The organism is Acinetobacter sp. DL27, from assembly GCF_055810995.1.
Genome location: NZ_CM147947.1, coordinates 1792331 through 1808795 on the forward strand (window position 1 = coordinate 1792331; position 16465 = coordinate 1808795).

Annotated in this window: 12 protein-coding genes; 7 read left to right on the plus strand and 5 right to left on the minus strand. The window is 40.3% G+C overall.

Features of this window, described 5'->3' with window-relative positions; translation table 11 throughout:
* Positions 1 to 51 precede the first annotated feature (51 nt).
* The gene (locus tag AC0KVP_RS08685; RefSeq protein WP_473336037.1) at positions 52 to 2238 is read left to right on the plus strand and encodes a TonB-dependent siderophore receptor; all 2187 of its coding nucleotides are present in this window, start codon (positions 52 to 54) and stop codon (positions 2236 to 2238) included.
* 62 nt (positions 2239 to 2300) lie between these two features.
* On the opposite strand, the gene AC0KVP_RS08690 is transcribed toward AC0KVP_RS08685, so the two are convergent.
* On the minus strand, positions 2301 to 2615 hold the full coding sequence (locus tag AC0KVP_RS08690) for an AzlD domain-containing protein (protein ID WP_183173337.1): 315 nt from the start codon (positions 2613 to 2615) through the stop codon (positions 2301 to 2303).
* The gene (locus tag AC0KVP_RS08695) at positions 2612 to 3322 is read right to left on the minus strand and encodes an AzlC family ABC transporter permease (protein ID WP_473336040.1); all 711 of its coding nucleotides are present in this window, start codon (positions 3320 to 3322) and stop codon (positions 2612 to 2614) included. The genes AC0KVP_RS08690 and AC0KVP_RS08695 overlap by 4 nt, the downstream gene beginning before the upstream one ends.
* A 216-nt stretch (positions 3323 to 3538) precedes the next feature.
* Between AC0KVP_RS08695 and AC0KVP_RS08700 the strand changes: the two genes are divergently transcribed.
* The gene (locus tag AC0KVP_RS08700; protein WP_473340473.1) at positions 3539 to 4351 is read left to right on the plus strand and encodes a LysR family transcriptional regulator; all 813 of its coding nucleotides are present in this window, start codon (positions 3539 to 3541) and stop codon (positions 4349 to 4351) included.
* 243 nt (positions 4352 to 4594) lie between these two features.
* Positions 4595 to 5653, plus strand: a complete 1059-nt coding sequence (locus tag AC0KVP_RS08705) for an asparaginase (protein WP_473336044.1) — start codon at positions 4595 to 4597, stop codon at positions 5651 to 5653.
* 120 nt (positions 5654 to 5773) lie between these two features.
* On the opposite strand, the gene AC0KVP_RS08710 is transcribed toward AC0KVP_RS08705, so the two are convergent.
* Positions 5774 to 6472, minus strand: a complete 699-nt coding sequence (locus AC0KVP_RS08710; protein ID WP_473336046.1) for a DUF1826 domain-containing protein — start codon at positions 6470 to 6472, stop codon at positions 5774 to 5776.
* Between the two features lie 264 nt (positions 6473 to 6736).
* On the opposite strand from AC0KVP_RS08710, the gene AC0KVP_RS08715 reads away from it, so the two are divergent.
* Complete coding sequence (locus tag AC0KVP_RS08715; RefSeq protein ID WP_473336048.1) at positions 6737 to 7510, plus strand: DUF4145 domain-containing protein; 774 nt, start codon at positions 6737 to 6739, stop codon at positions 7508 to 7510.
* 200 nt (positions 7511 to 7710) lie between these two features.
* Here AC0KVP_RS08715 and AC0KVP_RS08720 read toward each other — a convergent pair whose 3' ends face one another.
* Positions 7711 to 11190 (minus strand): indolepyruvate ferredoxin oxidoreductase family protein, encoded by a 3480-nt coding sequence (locus AC0KVP_RS08720; RefSeq protein ID WP_473336050.1) that lies wholly within the window; start codon positions 11188 to 11190, stop codon positions 7711 to 7713.
* A gap of 203 nt (positions 11191 to 11393) precedes the next feature.
* On the opposite strand from AC0KVP_RS08720, the gene AC0KVP_RS08725 reads away from it, so the two are divergent.
* Positions 11394 to 12332, plus strand: coding sequence for a LysR substrate-binding domain-containing protein (locus tag AC0KVP_RS08725; RefSeq protein ID WP_473336051.1), 939 nt, complete (start codon positions 11394 to 11396; stop codon positions 12330 to 12332).
* A 26-nt stretch (positions 12333 to 12358) separates the two neighbouring features.
* Here AC0KVP_RS08725 and AC0KVP_RS08730 read toward each other — a convergent pair whose 3' ends face one another.
* On the minus strand, positions 12359 to 13288 hold the full coding sequence (locus tag AC0KVP_RS08730; RefSeq protein ID WP_473336053.1) for a LysR substrate-binding domain-containing protein: 930 nt from the start codon (positions 13286 to 13288) through the stop codon (positions 12359 to 12361).
* Between the two features lie 242 nt (positions 13289 to 13530).
* Between AC0KVP_RS08730 and AC0KVP_RS08735 the strand changes: the two genes are divergently transcribed.
* Together AC0KVP_RS08735 and AC0KVP_RS08740 are read left to right on the plus strand one after the other, a co-directional pair.
* Positions 13531 to 14754, plus strand: a complete 1224-nt coding sequence (locus tag AC0KVP_RS08735; RefSeq protein WP_473336055.1) for an acyl-CoA dehydrogenase — start codon at positions 13531 to 13533, stop codon at positions 14752 to 14754.
* A 289-nt stretch (positions 14755 to 15043) separates the two neighbouring features.
* On the plus strand, positions 15044 to 16450 hold the full coding sequence (locus AC0KVP_RS08740) for an MFS transporter (RefSeq protein ID WP_473336057.1): 1407 nt from the start codon (positions 15044 to 15046) through the stop codon (positions 16448 to 16450).
* Positions 16451 to 16465 lie beyond the last annotated feature (15 nt).

Below are 16465 nucleotides of genomic sequence, written 5' to 3' on the forward strand. Positions count from 1 at the left end.
CATGCCGCAAAATTCAGGCTGTAAAATTATCTTTTGGGGTTAGCAACGACAGTGAAAACGTATCCATTTTCTCGTTTACAAAAAGCATTATTGGCGGTTGGTTCATTTTCATGTCTAGGGCTGAACTCGGTATGGGTACATGCGGCAGAAGAGAGTGATGTAGAACAACTCGCAACCATTACAGCCACGGCTCAAACTGAACAACTGGCTTATTATCAGCCCAAAGTTAATTTGTCTGGGTTTGGCCAGCAAAACCTTGTAGCAATTCCTGCATCGATTCACACCGTTACCGCTGAACTGATCGCAGATCAACATGCGAAAACACTGGGCGATGTGGTAAAGAACGATGCGTCCGTTGGGGAGGGCTATGCACCCATTGGTTACTATGCCAACTTTGTGATGCGTGGGTTTAGCTTAAATGCGGGATCCAGTTATTTACTGAACGGTAATTTGCTACGCGGTGAGCAAAATGTAGCGCTTGAAAACAAAGAGCAAGTTGAAATCCTAAAAGGCATGAGTGCGATTCAAAGTGGGATGTCAACGCCGGGCGGAGTCGTGAACTATGTGAGCAAACGTCCCAAAGATGTCCAGTCTTTAACCCTTGAAGCAGACAGTCATGGCGGTAGTCGTGTGGCAACTGACCTTGGTGGATGGCTTGGAGACAATCAACAATTTGGATATCGACTGAATGCAGCTTATGAAGACATTCACCCCTATGTTGAACATGCCGATGGAAAACGTTTGTTTGGTTCCTTGGCTTTAGACTGGAAAATTTCAGATCGTTCAAAACTTGAATTTGATCTTGAATCACAGCATCAAAAACAGCGTTCGGTACCCGGTTATCAGCTACTTGATGGTAAAACTGTACCGACAGGAGTGAAATGGGATCGTTTACTGGGCTATCAAAGCTGGAGCAAACCGATCACCAATGAAAGTCTAAATACGAGTCTGAAATATAGCTATCAAATCAATGATAACTGGAGTGGCAATCTGTCTGCTTCACAGAGCCGTGTAGTCGTAGATGATTACTCAGCCTTTGCTTGGGGGTGTTACAGCAGTGTGTGTCAAACTTCTGGTCTAGGTAATAGTTTTGACCAAAATGGGAACTATGACATTTATGATTTCCGCAGTCCAGATGACAGTTATTTAACCAATCAATTTAAAACAGGCTTAAACGGAAAATTTAACACTGGAGCATGGCAACATAACCTGAGTTTAGAGCTATCCCATGCTTATAAACGCCATACTCAATATGATGCTATATACTTACCAGTAGTTAAGGACTCTGAATCTACAGGAAATATTTATAATGATCCTATTACCTATACGCCTACGGATAAAGCCTTAGGTAATCATTACAAATCTTTAGATAGTCAACAAACGGCTCTCAATGTGTTGGATCAAATTGAATTTAATGATGCTTGGTCAGTTTTGTTGGGTGGTAAGCTTTTACATTTAAATGAAAGTGCCTATGCTGCGGATGGCAACAGTATCCGTGACACCGACTTTAATCGCTTCTTGCCACAGCTCGCGCTGATGTATCAGCCTTGGCAGAACACTCATCTGTATGCTTCGTATGCCAAAGGAATCAGCGACGGCAGTCAAGCACCTGCATATACAGATAACGCTTATGTTACCTTAGCACCAAGACATTCAACCCAGTATGAGTTAGGTCTTAAACAACAATGGCAAGAGCTACTGTTTACTGCCGCATTGTTTGACTTAACACAAGACCATCAATATACCAACTTAGACAATTACTATGTCACCGATGGTGAACAGCATAATCTAGGTTTGGAATTGGGCTTGCAAGGTCGCGTTGCTGAAAATCTAGATATGACATCGACTTTGGCACTGACCCGTTCACGTTTGGAAGATATACAGGTAGATGCTTATAAAGGGCATCAAACTCAAAACGTACCGACGGTTCGTTTTGCCAGTCATGTGTCTTATCAAATGCCTCAAGTAGAAGGTTTATGTTTACTCGCAGGTATGCAATACAGCAGCAGTAAATATGCCAACAAAACGGGGACGGTTAAAGTTTCAGGCTATACCGTATTCGATGCGGGTGCAGCTTATAACTTCCGTGCTTATGGTTATGACAATATGCTTCGCCTGAATGTGGACAACCTGTTCAATAAAAAATACTGGCGAGATGCAGGAAGCTTTTTCGGGGATGACTATTTATTTCTGGGTACACCACGTACAGCACAATTTTCATGGACTGTGAACTTCTAATAAATAGTTTTAAATAAAAAAGGCATATTGAAGAATATGCCTTTTTTATTTTTACTAGCTTGTTATGAAAAATAGTGACGGAATAACGCAGCTGAAATAATACCAGCAGCAATTGCAACTAACGGCTTTTTCACAAATAACATGACCAATAAAGTAGTCCCTAAAGCCAAACGTGCACCGTTATCTCCCTCAACTGCAATAGGTGCTAAAAGTGCAACCAATACGGAACCAGACATAGCGGTAATAAACCGTTGAACCGTATCACTGATAGGGACATACGACATAATAAACACGCCGCCCCAACGGGTCACAAGAGTGACTATGGTCATAATTAGAATAATGGTCAATGGGTATGCGGTACTTAGCTCGATATTCATATTTTTTTCTCTTTCCAAAGTAGGCCAATCACGCCCCCAGCAAGTGCACCGATAACAACATGGCTATTTTTGGGTAGATACCAATATGCCAATAATGAAATACAGGCCGATGCGATCCAAATTAAAACAATACGAATATCCTTTTTCCCACCAATCACCATCGCTAATAAAAAGCAAGACATAACCATATCGAGGCCAAAAGCATTCGGGTTTTGAATGGTATTGCCAAAATATAACCCAAGCCATGTGCCAATAATCCATGCTACCCAAAGGGCCAAACCGCCGCCGAATAACAACCCAAAGCCAGATTGACCACGGTTAAAGGCTTGCAAAGATAACGCCCAGTTTGCATCGGAAATCACCAGAAGGATGCTATATCTTTTCATTGGGGAAAGATGGCGCAACCAAGGGTAAAGCGAAGCGCCCATTAATAAGTGACGTGCATTAATAAAAAAGACGGTAATGATGAGAGGAAATAGAGAAATTTTTTCTCCCCATAACTCTAAAGTGGCAAACTGAGATGCTCCCGCAAAGACCAAAGTACTCATTAACAGACTAGAGTCATTACTTAGGCCTGTATGCGTCGAAGCAAGTCCAAAGGCAGCACCAAAAATAACAACGAAAAGTGAAATTGGTAGTAGGCTTTTAAAACCAGACCAAATATCTGAAGAATTGAGGCTATAAAGCGCTTGAGTTGTATTACTCAAAAGAATTTCCCTTTCGTTATTGGTTGAGTATTCACACGAAATTATTATTTGCAAAGTAAAATAAATACGTTGTAGCATATGTAAGATATAAATTATGCGCTCAATAACAAAAAATGAAAAACGCATAAAACTCAAGTATACTATTCGAAAAACGAATACAAGTAGACTGACTTGAACCTCATAGATTGGTTAAAATGCTTTGTGACTGTGGTAGACATGGGAACTTTGTCGCAGGCAGCTCCTGAACTTTATCGCTCACAGTCTGCGGTCAGCATGCAACTCAAAAAATTAGAAGAAGCGCTACAGTGCCAACTTTTAATTCGATCACATAGACAAATTGAGTTAACCGCAGAAGGGCAACTTCTTTTAGGTTATGCCAGACGAATTTTAGATTTACATCATGAAACACAACAAGCTTTTCATAAAGATGAACTGGTGGGCCGAATTCGACTTGGTGTACCCGATGAGTATGCTGCTCAATACCTCACACCAGTTTTGAAACGTTTCGCTCCACGCTATGGTGGCGTTGAAATTGAACTCTATTGCGAGCAATCTACGTCTTTGATTCCACGTATAGAAAGAGGTGACTTAGATTTAGCGCTTATTTCACGTGATGATTCACGGCAGGGCACATTATTGTTCCATGAGCCAATGGTTTGGGTGGGTTCAGCCCAATTTGATATTTGGAAAAATGACCCTTTGCCTGTAGCCGTTTATGAAAGTACCAGTTTGGCAAAACGTAGTGCGATTCACTCTCTGGCTTTACAAGGACGCCGTTACAAAGTTGTGTACCATAGTTCAAGTTTAGTCGGGCAAATTGCGGCTGTTGAAAGCGGCCTCGCTGTGGCTGTGCTGGCCAAATGTAGTGTACCTGCTCATTTGGACATTTTAGGCGCTGAACATGGTTTAGGTCCTTTAGAACCAATGGAAGTTGCTATCTTTCGTAGTCGCTCCTCACAGGGTTCAAAAGCTGTCGATCATCTTTATGAGCTATTGATCAAAACCTTAAGACAAGCAACGATTTATTAAAAGATAAAACCTCAAATTTTGTAGATTAAAGTCTGTGTTTTACTCAGCCGCTAATATCAGCCATTCATAGCTGCTGAGTGATTGCATAGGTCAGATCATTCATGATGAACCTGATGGATCGTATTTAAGAAATGTGATCGACACAAAATACAATTTCTAGATCTATACAATCCGATCTTTTTCCAGTAATTTTACTATGGTATGAAAAATGCTAAGAATAAGATGACTCAAAAAGGATGACCTATGAAAAAAACGATTTCAGCTTTAACACTCAGTTTAAGCCTATTACTCCCATGTGCAGCATTTGCCAAAAATAATGTTTTTGTTGTCGCTACTGGCGGAACGATTGCAGGTGCTGGTGCAAGCTCTACCAATAGTGCAACCTATACTGCGGCAAAAGTTCCTGTAGATGCATTATTAAATGCGGTTCCCCAGATTCAAAACCTAGCCAATGTAACTGGTGTGCAGGCAATGCAAGTTGCATCAGAAAGTATTACGGATAAAGAATTATTATCCCTTGCACGTCAAGTCAATGATTTGCTTAAAAAGCCTGATGTGAATGGTGTCGTGATTACACATGGAACAGACACCCTAGAAGAAACAGCTTTCTTTTTAAATTTAGTGATTCATTCAGACAAGCCGATTGTATTGGTCGGGTCAATGCGTCCAAGTACTGCACTTTCTGCTGATGGCCCGTTGAACCTTTATAGTGCGGTTGCACTTGCTGCCGATGACAGCGCAAAAGGTAAAGGGACTTTTGTGCTCATGAATGACGACATTTTTGCAGCACGAGATGTTTCAAAAACAATTAATATCCATACCAATGCATTTATGAGCCAATGGGGAGCACTTGGAACCTTAGTCGAAGGAAAACCATACTGGTTCAGAAATACAGCGAAACGTCATAATAAGAGCTCCGAATTTAATATTGAAAATATTAAAGGCGATAGCTTACCGCTGGTACAAATTGTTTATGGTTCAGGCAATATGTTGCCTGATGCATACACGGCTTATGCTAAAGCAGGAGCAAAAGCTATTATTCATGCAGGTACAGGGAATGGCTCGGTAGCCAATTATATTGTCCCAACATTAACTGACTTACAAAAACAAGGTGTGCAAATTATTCGTTCATCTCGCGTACCTCAAGGTTTTGTTCTTAGAAATGCAGAACAACCAGATGACAAATATGGGTGGGTCGTCGCACATGATCTTAACCCGCAAAAAGCCAAATTACTTGCTGCACTTGCTTTAACAAAAACCAAAGATGCCAAGGAAATTCAACGCATTTTTTGGGATTACTAAACTCAATAACTGTGAACTCGCATAGTAACGCTTTTCACCTAAGCACCTTAAAAATTTAAGGTGCTTATTTAACGTCTATAAATAGATCAAATTCATCGACTCTATATATCGAATCAATATTTAACAAATCAATAGCAACCTATACTCACCATCCTTTTCAACTGGTGCTCTATGCACACAGGGCAAGGCTTGTTGCGTAGGATGATCTACAGCCAAACGCCAAAGATGGCCTAAGCCCAAATTGACAGGTTTTGCATTCGGTTTAGGCTGATAATGTAAATCAAAAAAATATTCTTCTAGGAAAGTTTCAAACTCTGCTTCTGGGCCGTCATGTAGTTCTTTGAGTTTTTCTCTGATTTCAGGAATCAAAATCTTTTGCTCTACCTGATCATTGGCCACGATATCACTCGCAGCACCGTGATAGGTACATAAGAAAGTATCTGTTTCTATGGGTGAGCGATCAATATGAAACGAATATACATCCGTTGAAATAAAATCTAGCTCCTCATCACGCTCATAATATTTTAGTAAATTAAGCGTAGGGGATGCTCCAAAATCAGTTAATAGCTGAATATCTTTTAAAATAATTTCCCTTGCTAAATTTCCTTGTTCTGAAAGATGTAGCCCTAAAAGATCTTCAATAGAAACTTCTTTAATATTCTCTTTTAACTCAAGTTTAGCCACAATTTCTTTAAAATCACCAATCAAATCTCTATGCCAGCAAAGTGCATTCATCTCTCCTTGAAATTTGGAGTTTACAAGTTCAGAGAAAGAAGAAACTACACTAATTTGGGCGTTGTCAGAAAACGGGTTTTTCATATCAGAAGTAAGTATTAAAGCATGTCCAATATTATACGTTTAGTTTGATCATAGAAATGCTGAATAATTCACGACAAAGATAGATTTTTCAAAGCTAATATTATGTTACTTGGAATACTCAGCAACGTGAATTATGATCGTAGAGATTAACGTTGCTGAGCTGTGGCAACAAGCAGTGTCGTGTAGGCTACACAGTCTCAGATATTCTATTTAACATAAAATGAAGTTATGCGACTTCAGAATGACTTTTGAAATTAAATTAATATGGATAGACAGCTTTATAAAAGATATTTTAAACAGACAGATAACGTCACTTTTCCTTGCCCTAGTTGCACTAATCTAAGTTTAAAATTAAATAAGGATAAATTTTTTGCAGAAGATACTGCATCGTCAAAAAAAATGAAGGCAGATGATGACTATTGGGAACCGGAATGGTTAACTTCTGTTTTTACTACTGTACTTATTTGCAATAATTCAGATTGTGCTGAATCAGTTATATGTTCTGGTATTGGATCCGTGGATTGGGAGCCAGAACCTAATGAACATGGCGAAATGGAACAACAATACTATTCGTACTATCTTCCAAAAATATTTATCCCTACAATACATTTTTTCAATATTCCAGAAAAATGCCCTGATAACGTTAAATCATTATTAATTGAAGCTTTTTCCTTGACACTTCAATCCCCAGGCTCAGCAGCAAATAAAGTTAGAGCCGCCATTGAAAATATTCTAACAGAATATGGTGTTCCTAGATATTCTAGAAAAAATGGGAAAAATAACAGGTTAACTTTAGATTCTAGAATTGCGAAAGCAAAGGATAAAAATGCAGTTTTAGGTGAGCTTGAAAATATTCTATATGCCATTAAATGGCTTGGTAATGCAGGAAGTCATGCTAATTCTGAAATATTACAGGATGATGTCTTTGATGCCTATGAGTTAATGAGTCATTTATTGAGTGAATTATATCATTCTAAAGCTGATATAAATAAACTAGCAAAAGCTATTAGAAAGAAAAAAGGACCTATCAAAAAATAATTTGCAAAAGAGCCCACATTATCTAATGGTGGATTCTAGTCTCAAATTTGAGATTTTTACCTTAATTCAAAAAAATTGAACCATTATCAACAGTTCATCGTAAAGAAACAGAAGTAGCTGAACCTGATCTATAACCTGAGTATCAATACAACTTCAGTTTAATCCTGTATCAGCTACTTATTTAGATCAATTGACTTCCTTTATTCATGTTCTCTACGAAGACTCAATGAAAGCTCATCCCAACGTTGTATTGCTGCATCCATCGCTTGCATTTTGACATGACCAAAACCTCGTACATCTGCTGGTAATTTAGCAATTTGCTCAGCTACAGATAAGTCATAGCTTTCAGGTGCAGAACTAATGGCTTTCACAAATGCGATATAACGATCACGCCAAGCATGTTCTTTTTGACGTTCTTGCTGTAAAGCAAATGGATCAAGAAAAGTTTCTCTGAGCCACTGTAGGCGAGCAAGAATCATCATCGGAATGCGCATCCAATATCCGAAAGCACGTTTGCGTATGGTGCCATGAGCACCCAAAGCAGGAGGGGCTAAGTGATAGGTTAAACGTAGACCTTGACCAAATTGGGTTTCAATCGATTGTTTAAAACTTTTTCCTGTGAGTAAGCGTGCAACTTCATATTCATCTTTATACGCCATGACTCTATATAACTGTGTCGCAATGGTTCCAGTTAATTCTTCGGGCAATACTTTGGCAGCTTGTTCCACCAGAGTTCGATACTGCGTTGCATAATCTTGATTCCAATACTCGACCAGACGCGCAGAACGATCTTCAATGAGTTCAGCCAACGTGGTTGGTTTAGGCATCGTTGGGATCGTTGCAATAATGCGTTTGGCTAAGTCAGGATCACTCATCAGATGGCAACCGATGCGGAAAGCTTCAAGGTTTTTTTCAGTAGCCGTACCGTTGAGGTGAATTGCCTTTTCAATACTTTCGCGTTTAAGCGGAATCTGACCTGCTTGCCAAGCCATGCCAAGTAAGATTTGATTTGCAAAGATTGCATCACCTAAAACCTGTGTGGCAATACGTGTTACAGATAAAGATGTGAGTTTTCCTTGAGTCGTTTTACCACGAAGTCGATGAATCAAATCTGCAATTGGCGCATACCAATCACGAGATTGAAGGAAATCAGAAGTAGGGGAACCATCTTCATTGACGATGACAACAGCATCAGCTTTTAAACGAGACAGTGCCGCATTACTGCCTGCAACAATCGCATCTGCACCAATTAAAACATCACATTGACCCGCAGGGATTTTGGTTGCCGAGATTTGATCATCTTCAGTCGCGAGTTGTATATAGGAATAAACCGTACCACCTTTTTGAGCCAGCCCAGCCATATCCATAATACGTGCTGCTTTTCCTTCTAAATGGGCAGCCATTCCTAATAAAGCACCTGCTGTAACCACACCTGTACCGCCAACACCACCAACCATGATCCGGATGGGTTGTTGATCCAATTCAGGAAGGATTGGTTTTTCTGGCCAGCCAGCTTCTATTCCTTTGAATATTTCTGGACGTTTCATATCACGGGTATGAACGGTGACAAAACTTGGACAGAAACCATCCACACAAGAGAAGTCTTTGTTGCAACTGCTTTGATTGATTTGACGTTTCGTTCCTAATGCCGTTTCAACAGGTTCGATAGATAAGCAGTTCGATTGTTTAGAACAGTCACCGCAACCTTCACAAATATCACTATTGATAAAAACTCGCTCTGCAACATCAGGATATGCATTGCGTTTACGACGACGACGTTTTTCACTGGCACAGGTTTGAACATAAATTAACGCCGTAACGCCAGAAATCTCTCGTAATTTGCGTTGGACATCATCTAATTCATTTCTATGGTAAATCTCGACATGAGACGCAATACCTTCTTCGGCATGAATCAGCTCAGGTTCATCCGTGACGATGACTTGTTTTGTGATTCCTTCAGCATCCAATTGTCGTGTTAACTGTGCCACGCTCAGATGACCATCGACATGCTGTCCACCCGTCATTGCCACTGCATCGTTATAGAGAATTTTGTAGGTCATATTGAGTTTTGCAGCAATCGCTTGGCGGATAGCCAGATAACCTGAATGAAAATAGGTTCCATCGCCTAGATTGGCAAAAATATGCTTTTCATTGGTGAAATGGGAAGCACCAGCCCAACTTACGCCTTCGCCACCCATTTGCGTGAACGTTTCTGTGCCATGATTCTGTAACACGGCAATATAATGACAACCGATCCCGCCCAGTGCACGACTGCCTTCGGGTAATGCTGTTGATGAATTGTGAGGGCAACCGCTACAAAAGAAAGGTTTGCGTTCTGCAATATCCAGAACATGCCGTGACTCGTACTCTGCTTTTTGCAATAGCTCAAGTCTATTTTGAATTTGTGTTTTTAAACTTTCTGGAAGATCTAATTTTAAGAATCGAGCGGCCAACATTTTTGCAATCGGTTCAGGTTGGAATTCATAGTGACCAATCAAAGGCGCTTCATCAATCGATGTACTCCATTCACCTTTTCCATCACTCGCTTTACCAATGATACGAGGGCGTTTGCCATCTGGAAGCGCATAGAGTTCATCTTTAATCTGTGCTTCAAGAATCGGGCGTTTTTCTTCAACAACAATCAGTTCTTCTAAACCTTCGGCAAATTCACGCAGACCTTGCGGTTCTAAGGGCCAAATTAAAGCAACTTGATACACTCTCAATCCGAGCTGTTGAGCTGTTTCACCTTCAATTCCGAGAATACGTAACGCTTCAATCGTATCTAAATAACCTTTACCACTTGCTGCAATGCCAATACGCGCATCAGCACAATGCCATGTCACTTGATTCAGTTCATTTTCACGTGCATAAGCCAATACAGCGGGTAAGCGATATTGATAAAGACGTTGTTCTTGTTGAATGCCGTGATCAGGCCAACGAATATTAACACCATCTTCAGGCATTTGAATATTTTGGGGTAAAACAGGAGTGACTCGATCTAAATCCACATGAACAGAAGCCGAGGTTTCGACGATTTCACTGACTAACTTCATCGAAGTCCATACACCCGAAAAGCGTGACATGGCGACCGCATGTACACCTAAATCAAGAATTTGCTGTATTGAAGTCGGGTAAAAAATTGGAATGCCACAACCGATCATCACGTGTTCTGACTGGTGTGGAATACTTGACGATTTACAAGAGTGGTCATCACCAAAAAAGGCAACCACACCACCTCGTTCTGATGTTCCTGCAAGATTGGCATGACGGAGAACATCTCCAGAACGATCTACCCCTGGGCCTTTGCCATACCACCATGCGGTCACACCATCATATTTACCTTGACCTGCGAGATTGGCTTGTTGGGTACCCCAAATTGCAGTAGCAGCGAGATCTTCATTTACACCGGGTTGAAAAACAACATGATGGTCTTTGAGTATGCCTTCAACTTGCCAGAGAAAATTATCATAGTTTCCTACAGGGGAACCACGATAACCCGAAATAAAGCCAGCAGTATGATAACCGTTTAAAGTATCCCGCCGTGTTTGTGCGAGTGGTAAACGCACCATAGCCTGAATACCAGTCATGTAAGCAGTACCGTCATCACTGAGATATTTATCTTCAAGTGACACATCCTTGGTTGGAATTTTATTTGGGGTAAATTTTGTCGCTATATTCATTTATATCTCCTTTGAATTTTGTAGATCGAGCTACTTTCTTTTCTCAACATCCCGTTGAATATTTGGAGTAAATGACATACTCGAAAAAAGATTGATCAGTTCAACTTAAGACAATGAAACTGTTCAATGTATGTACATTAATGTCATTGTGGGTGATCCAGACTGGTGCAACAATGCGTAATTAAGAAAAACATATTTACGTTATGCGCAAAAATCTTGAGGGTGGATTACTCCACGCAATGCATGCTTTCCTAAAAGTCATTGATAGTGGAAGCTTTACGGCTGCCGCAGAGCAGATGGAACTGACAACAGCGCAAGTGTCTCGACTGATTAGCGAGTTAGAAGGGCGTTTAGGTACAAAATTACTACAACGATCGACCAGACAGCATGCATTGACCGATATTGGTGCAACTTATGCAGAGCAATGCCGTCAAGTGCTTGCAATGGTGGAAGAAGCCGAAGCTCAAGCCATGGGAATGGCAAGCAAACCGCAGGGCAGATTACGTGTTTTGAGTATGGGTAGTTTTGGCCATCATTATGTTTCTCCGATGCTGGCCGAGTTCTGTCAAACTTATCCAGACCTTACGGTTGAATACCGTACTTCGCAGAATGTACCAGACCTCTTAGCCAAAGGAATTGATGTCAGTTTATATCTCACTGAATCTTTGGCCGACTCAAGATTTGTTGCTCGCCGAATTGGAACAATATTTTCATTACTTTGCGCATCGCCAGCCTATTTAGAAAAATATGGCGAACCAAAATCATTAGATGATCTACAAAAACATGCCTGTTTAAGATTGGTGAATCCATCTATTACACCGCAATGGCATCTAGTCAGTGAAAATAGTTGTTCATATCAAATCGATATTACAGGCCAATTGATTGCAGATACACCAGAACTATTATTAGACATGGTGCAGCAAGATATGGGCATAGCATTACTTCCAACTTTTGCTGTGATTGAGGCTATACGTACTGGGCGATTGCGCCGTGTTTTAGCAGATTGGAGATCACCTGATATTGGTGTTTATACTTTACTCCCATCGCGTCATTTTATTGATGCTAAAACAAGAGCATGGTTAACCTGGGTTGAGCAGCATATTTCACCTAAAATTCAGAGTGATACAGAGTATTTTTTATAATGCATGCAGTTTCCATAATCTTCAATTTATTCTTTCACTTCTTGTTGTATCCATCCAACAAATTTTTCAATAAGTGGTGAGTTTTCCTGACTGGAATGTATTAAATAATATGCTCGCTTTTTTTCTAGTTTTTTAGTCGAAACTATAACTAATTCCTTCTTTTGTAATTCTTTTTTGATAAGCATTTGTGGAATTAACGCCATTCCCATACCATGATTAGCAGCAACAGCTAACATTGAAAATAATTCATGACGTTGACCATGGTTAGGGTTAGGGTGCTTTATTGGATGGAGATTAAACCATTCCTCCCAAATATGAGGTCTTGTTGTTTGTTGTAACAACGGAAGTTCTATTAATTGTTGTGCACTTAAATCAAAGCTATTGATATTAATCATAGTAGCATCAGGAAAATAGCGTGTAATTAAGCTAGGTGCGCATACGGCAACCACATCTTCATGCATTAAAAAGTGGCTACATGTGCCAGGCCATTGTTCAACTTGTTGAGGTGTACCTGCATAAATAGCAGCATCTAGAATATGGTCATTAAATAAAAAAGGTCGTGTACTAGTTTCTAAATGGACAGTAATTTCAGGATAGAGCTGATTAAAGGTTTGTAACTTTGGCAACAACCAGCGTGTAGCAAATGTAGGCACTACCCCGAGTTTTAAAGTACCTCCTTGTCCTTTGTGCGCAATAACATCTAGTGTGGTCTGTTCTAATCCCTTTAGATAGGGCGTAATACTCTTGAAATATTGTTGGCCTACATATGTTAATTCTACGCCATGCCGTGTTCGGGTAAATAAGGGAACATCTAAATAGTTTTCTAATTGTTGTATTTGTCTAGAAACAGCACTTTGAGTTAAAAACAGTTCTTGGGATGCATGCGTATAGCTAGCATGACGTGCTGCCGATTCAAAACATAAAAGTGCTTGCAAAGAAGGAATTTTACGGCGCATATTTCATCCTTGAAAATATTAAGATATCAATAAATTAAATATCATTATGTTATGACTATACAACTTAAGTGTAAAAACCTTCAATCATCCTGATAATTTCAGTTTAAGAATTTTAAATTAAATAAAGTATGCCGAAAACGCATAACTGCATGCATATTTATTGTTTGAAAGAAAGACGATTCACGCATACAGTCAATCCAAGAATAATACAACACATGGACTTAAAGGCTGGTGAGGACACTATGAATCAAATGGTAAATTCTAAGAAAGTAAGTAAATCAAATTTTAACTGGCAAGACCCGTTCCTGATAGAACAGCAACTCAGTTCAGAAGAGCGCATGATTCGTGATGCAGCAGCTGCTTACTGTCAAGACAAGTTGATGCCACGGGTTTTAGAGCAGTTCCGCCATGAAAAAACCGATCCAGCTATTTTTCGTGAAATGGGTGAATTAGGATTGCTGGGTCCAACCATTCCTGAACAGTACGGTGGTGCTGGTTTGAATTATGTCAGCTATGGCCTGATTGCACGTGAAATTGAGCGAGTCGATTCAGGTTATCGTTCAATGGCCAGCGTACAAAGTTCACTGGTCATGGTCCCGATTCATGAATTTGGTTCTGAAGAACAAAAACAGAAGTATTTACCAAAATTAGCCACAGGGGAATATATTGGCTGTTTCGGCTTGACTGAACCAGATCATGGTTCTGATCCGGGCAGCATGATTACCCGTGCCAAAAAAGTCGATGGCGGTTACCGCTTAACTGGCGCAAAAATGTGGATTACCAATAGTCCGATAGCAGATGTATTCGTGGTCTGGGCCAAGGAAGTATCCGCTGAGGGAAATGTCGGTGACATTCGCGGGTTTATTTTGGAAAAAGGCTGGGAAGGGCTTTCAGCGCCTGTGATTCATGGCAAGGTCGGCCTACGTGCATCGATCACCGGTGAAATTGTGATGGATAACGTGTTTGTACCGGAAGAGAATGCATTTCCAGAAGTACGTGGCTTAAAAGGTCCATTTACCTGTCTGAACAGTGCGCGTTACGGGATTGCTTGGGGGGCCATGGGCGCAGCAGAATTCTGCTGGCATACGGCACATCAATACACCATGGATCGTAAACAGTTTGGCCGGCCACTTGCTGCCAATCAGTTGATTCAGAAGAAACTGGCCGATATGCAAACTGAAATTGCACTCGGTTTACAGGTGGCTTTACGTTTTGGTCGTATGAAAGATGAAGGTATCGCATCAGTTGAAGGTACGTCTTTAATTAAGCGTAATAACTGTGGTAAAGCTCTAGATATTGCACGTCTGGCACGTGACATGATGGGTGGTAACGGGATCTCTGATGAATTTGGCGTAGCACGCCATCTGGTTAATCTGGAAGTAGTCAATACCTATGAAGGTACCCATGATGTTCATGCGTTAATTTTAGGACGCTCACAAACTGGAATTGCCGCATTCGGTAACTAATTTAGTTCTTCAATTCAGGATGTTTATTTATAGGCATCCTTGAGACTTTTTTGTCTCAAAAATCAAAAATCAAAAATCAAAAATCAAAAATCAAAAATCAAAAATCAAAAATCAAAAATCAACAATTAACTTAAATTAAAGGATTCATCGTGAAACATTCTTGTAAATCTGTGCGTTTTCAAGCTTAAAGTTCAAATGGAACGATAGAAAAATAATAAAGAACCTAAGGCAAATGTAGAGAAATAATAGGACTGCCGATGACTCATTTGGGAAAATGAGGGATATGGAAATGAATAATGATATACAAGCTGAAGCAGGAACGCTCAGCAGAAAATTACCATCCAATATAGGTACAGTGCACCGTATTCATAAAAACACCTGGAAAATTGCATTTGTTTTTGCATTTATTTCTCTGGTAATTGATGGTGTCGACATCATGCTGTTGTCATTCAGCTTGACCAGTTTAAAGGCTGAGTTCGGTCTAACTTCATTTCAAGCCGGTATGCTGGGAAGTTCATCACTAGCAGGGATGGCACTTGGTGGAATTACAGGTGGATGGGCATGTGACAAATTCGGTCGTGTCAAAACCATCGCCTGGTCTGTGGTTTTCTTTTCAATTATGACCTGTATTTTGGGCTTCACTCAAACTTATGAGCAGTTCATGATTTTGCGGTTTATTGGCGCATTTGGATTAGGTTCGTTATACATGGCGTGTAATACGCTGATGGCTGAATATGTACCAACAAAATATCGCACCACCGTTTTAGGCACATTACAGACAGGTCAAACCATTGGTTATATCGTGGCGACGTTGTTGGCGGGCGCAATTATCCCTGACCATGGCTGGCGTATGCTGTTTTATGTCACGATTGTTCCAGCAGCATTTGCACTTATTTTCATGCGTTTTGTACCTGAACCTGCATCTTGGCAGGAAGCAAAAATAGAACAATTTAAACGTAAAGAATTGAAAATTGAGCCTACAACTGAAGTAATCACTGCAAAAGCTCCCTCTGAAAGTGTGTATAAACGTATTTTTGGCCATACTCAACACCGCAAAATGTTTTTGCTGTGGATGACCACGGCTGCCTTCTTACAGTTTGGTTACTACGGTGTCAATAACTGGATGCCAACCTATTTAGAAACAGAACTGAATATGAACTTCAAAGCTTTAACAGGCTATATGGTGGGTGCATATACAGCAATGATTCTAGGGAAAATTATTGCAGGCTATGCCGCAGATAAATTGGGTCGTCGGGTAACTTTTGTCTTTGGTACAGTTGCGACAGCCGCATTTTTACCAGTGATTATTTTCTACAATACACCAAACAATATTGCTTATTTATTAATTACCTTTGGTTTCCTCTATGGAATTCCATACGGTGTAAATGCAACTTATATGGCGGAAACCTTCGCGACCGATGTTCGTGGTACAGCCATTGGCGGTGCGTATAACATGGGACGTTTAGGTGCTGCGATTGCGCCTGCTACCATCGGGATTATTGCGGCAGGTGGTTCATTCACTATGGCATTTATTGTAATGGGTACAGCCTACTTTATTGCGGGTGTTATTCCAGGCCTGTTTATCCGTGAACGTCAGTATGATCCACAGCAATCTTCATTAGTGACGGCCACAAATACGGAAGAGAAAACGCCGAGTAGTGTGGAAGTAATCAACAAAACAATTACCGCTAAATAATAAAAATGGCCAGCA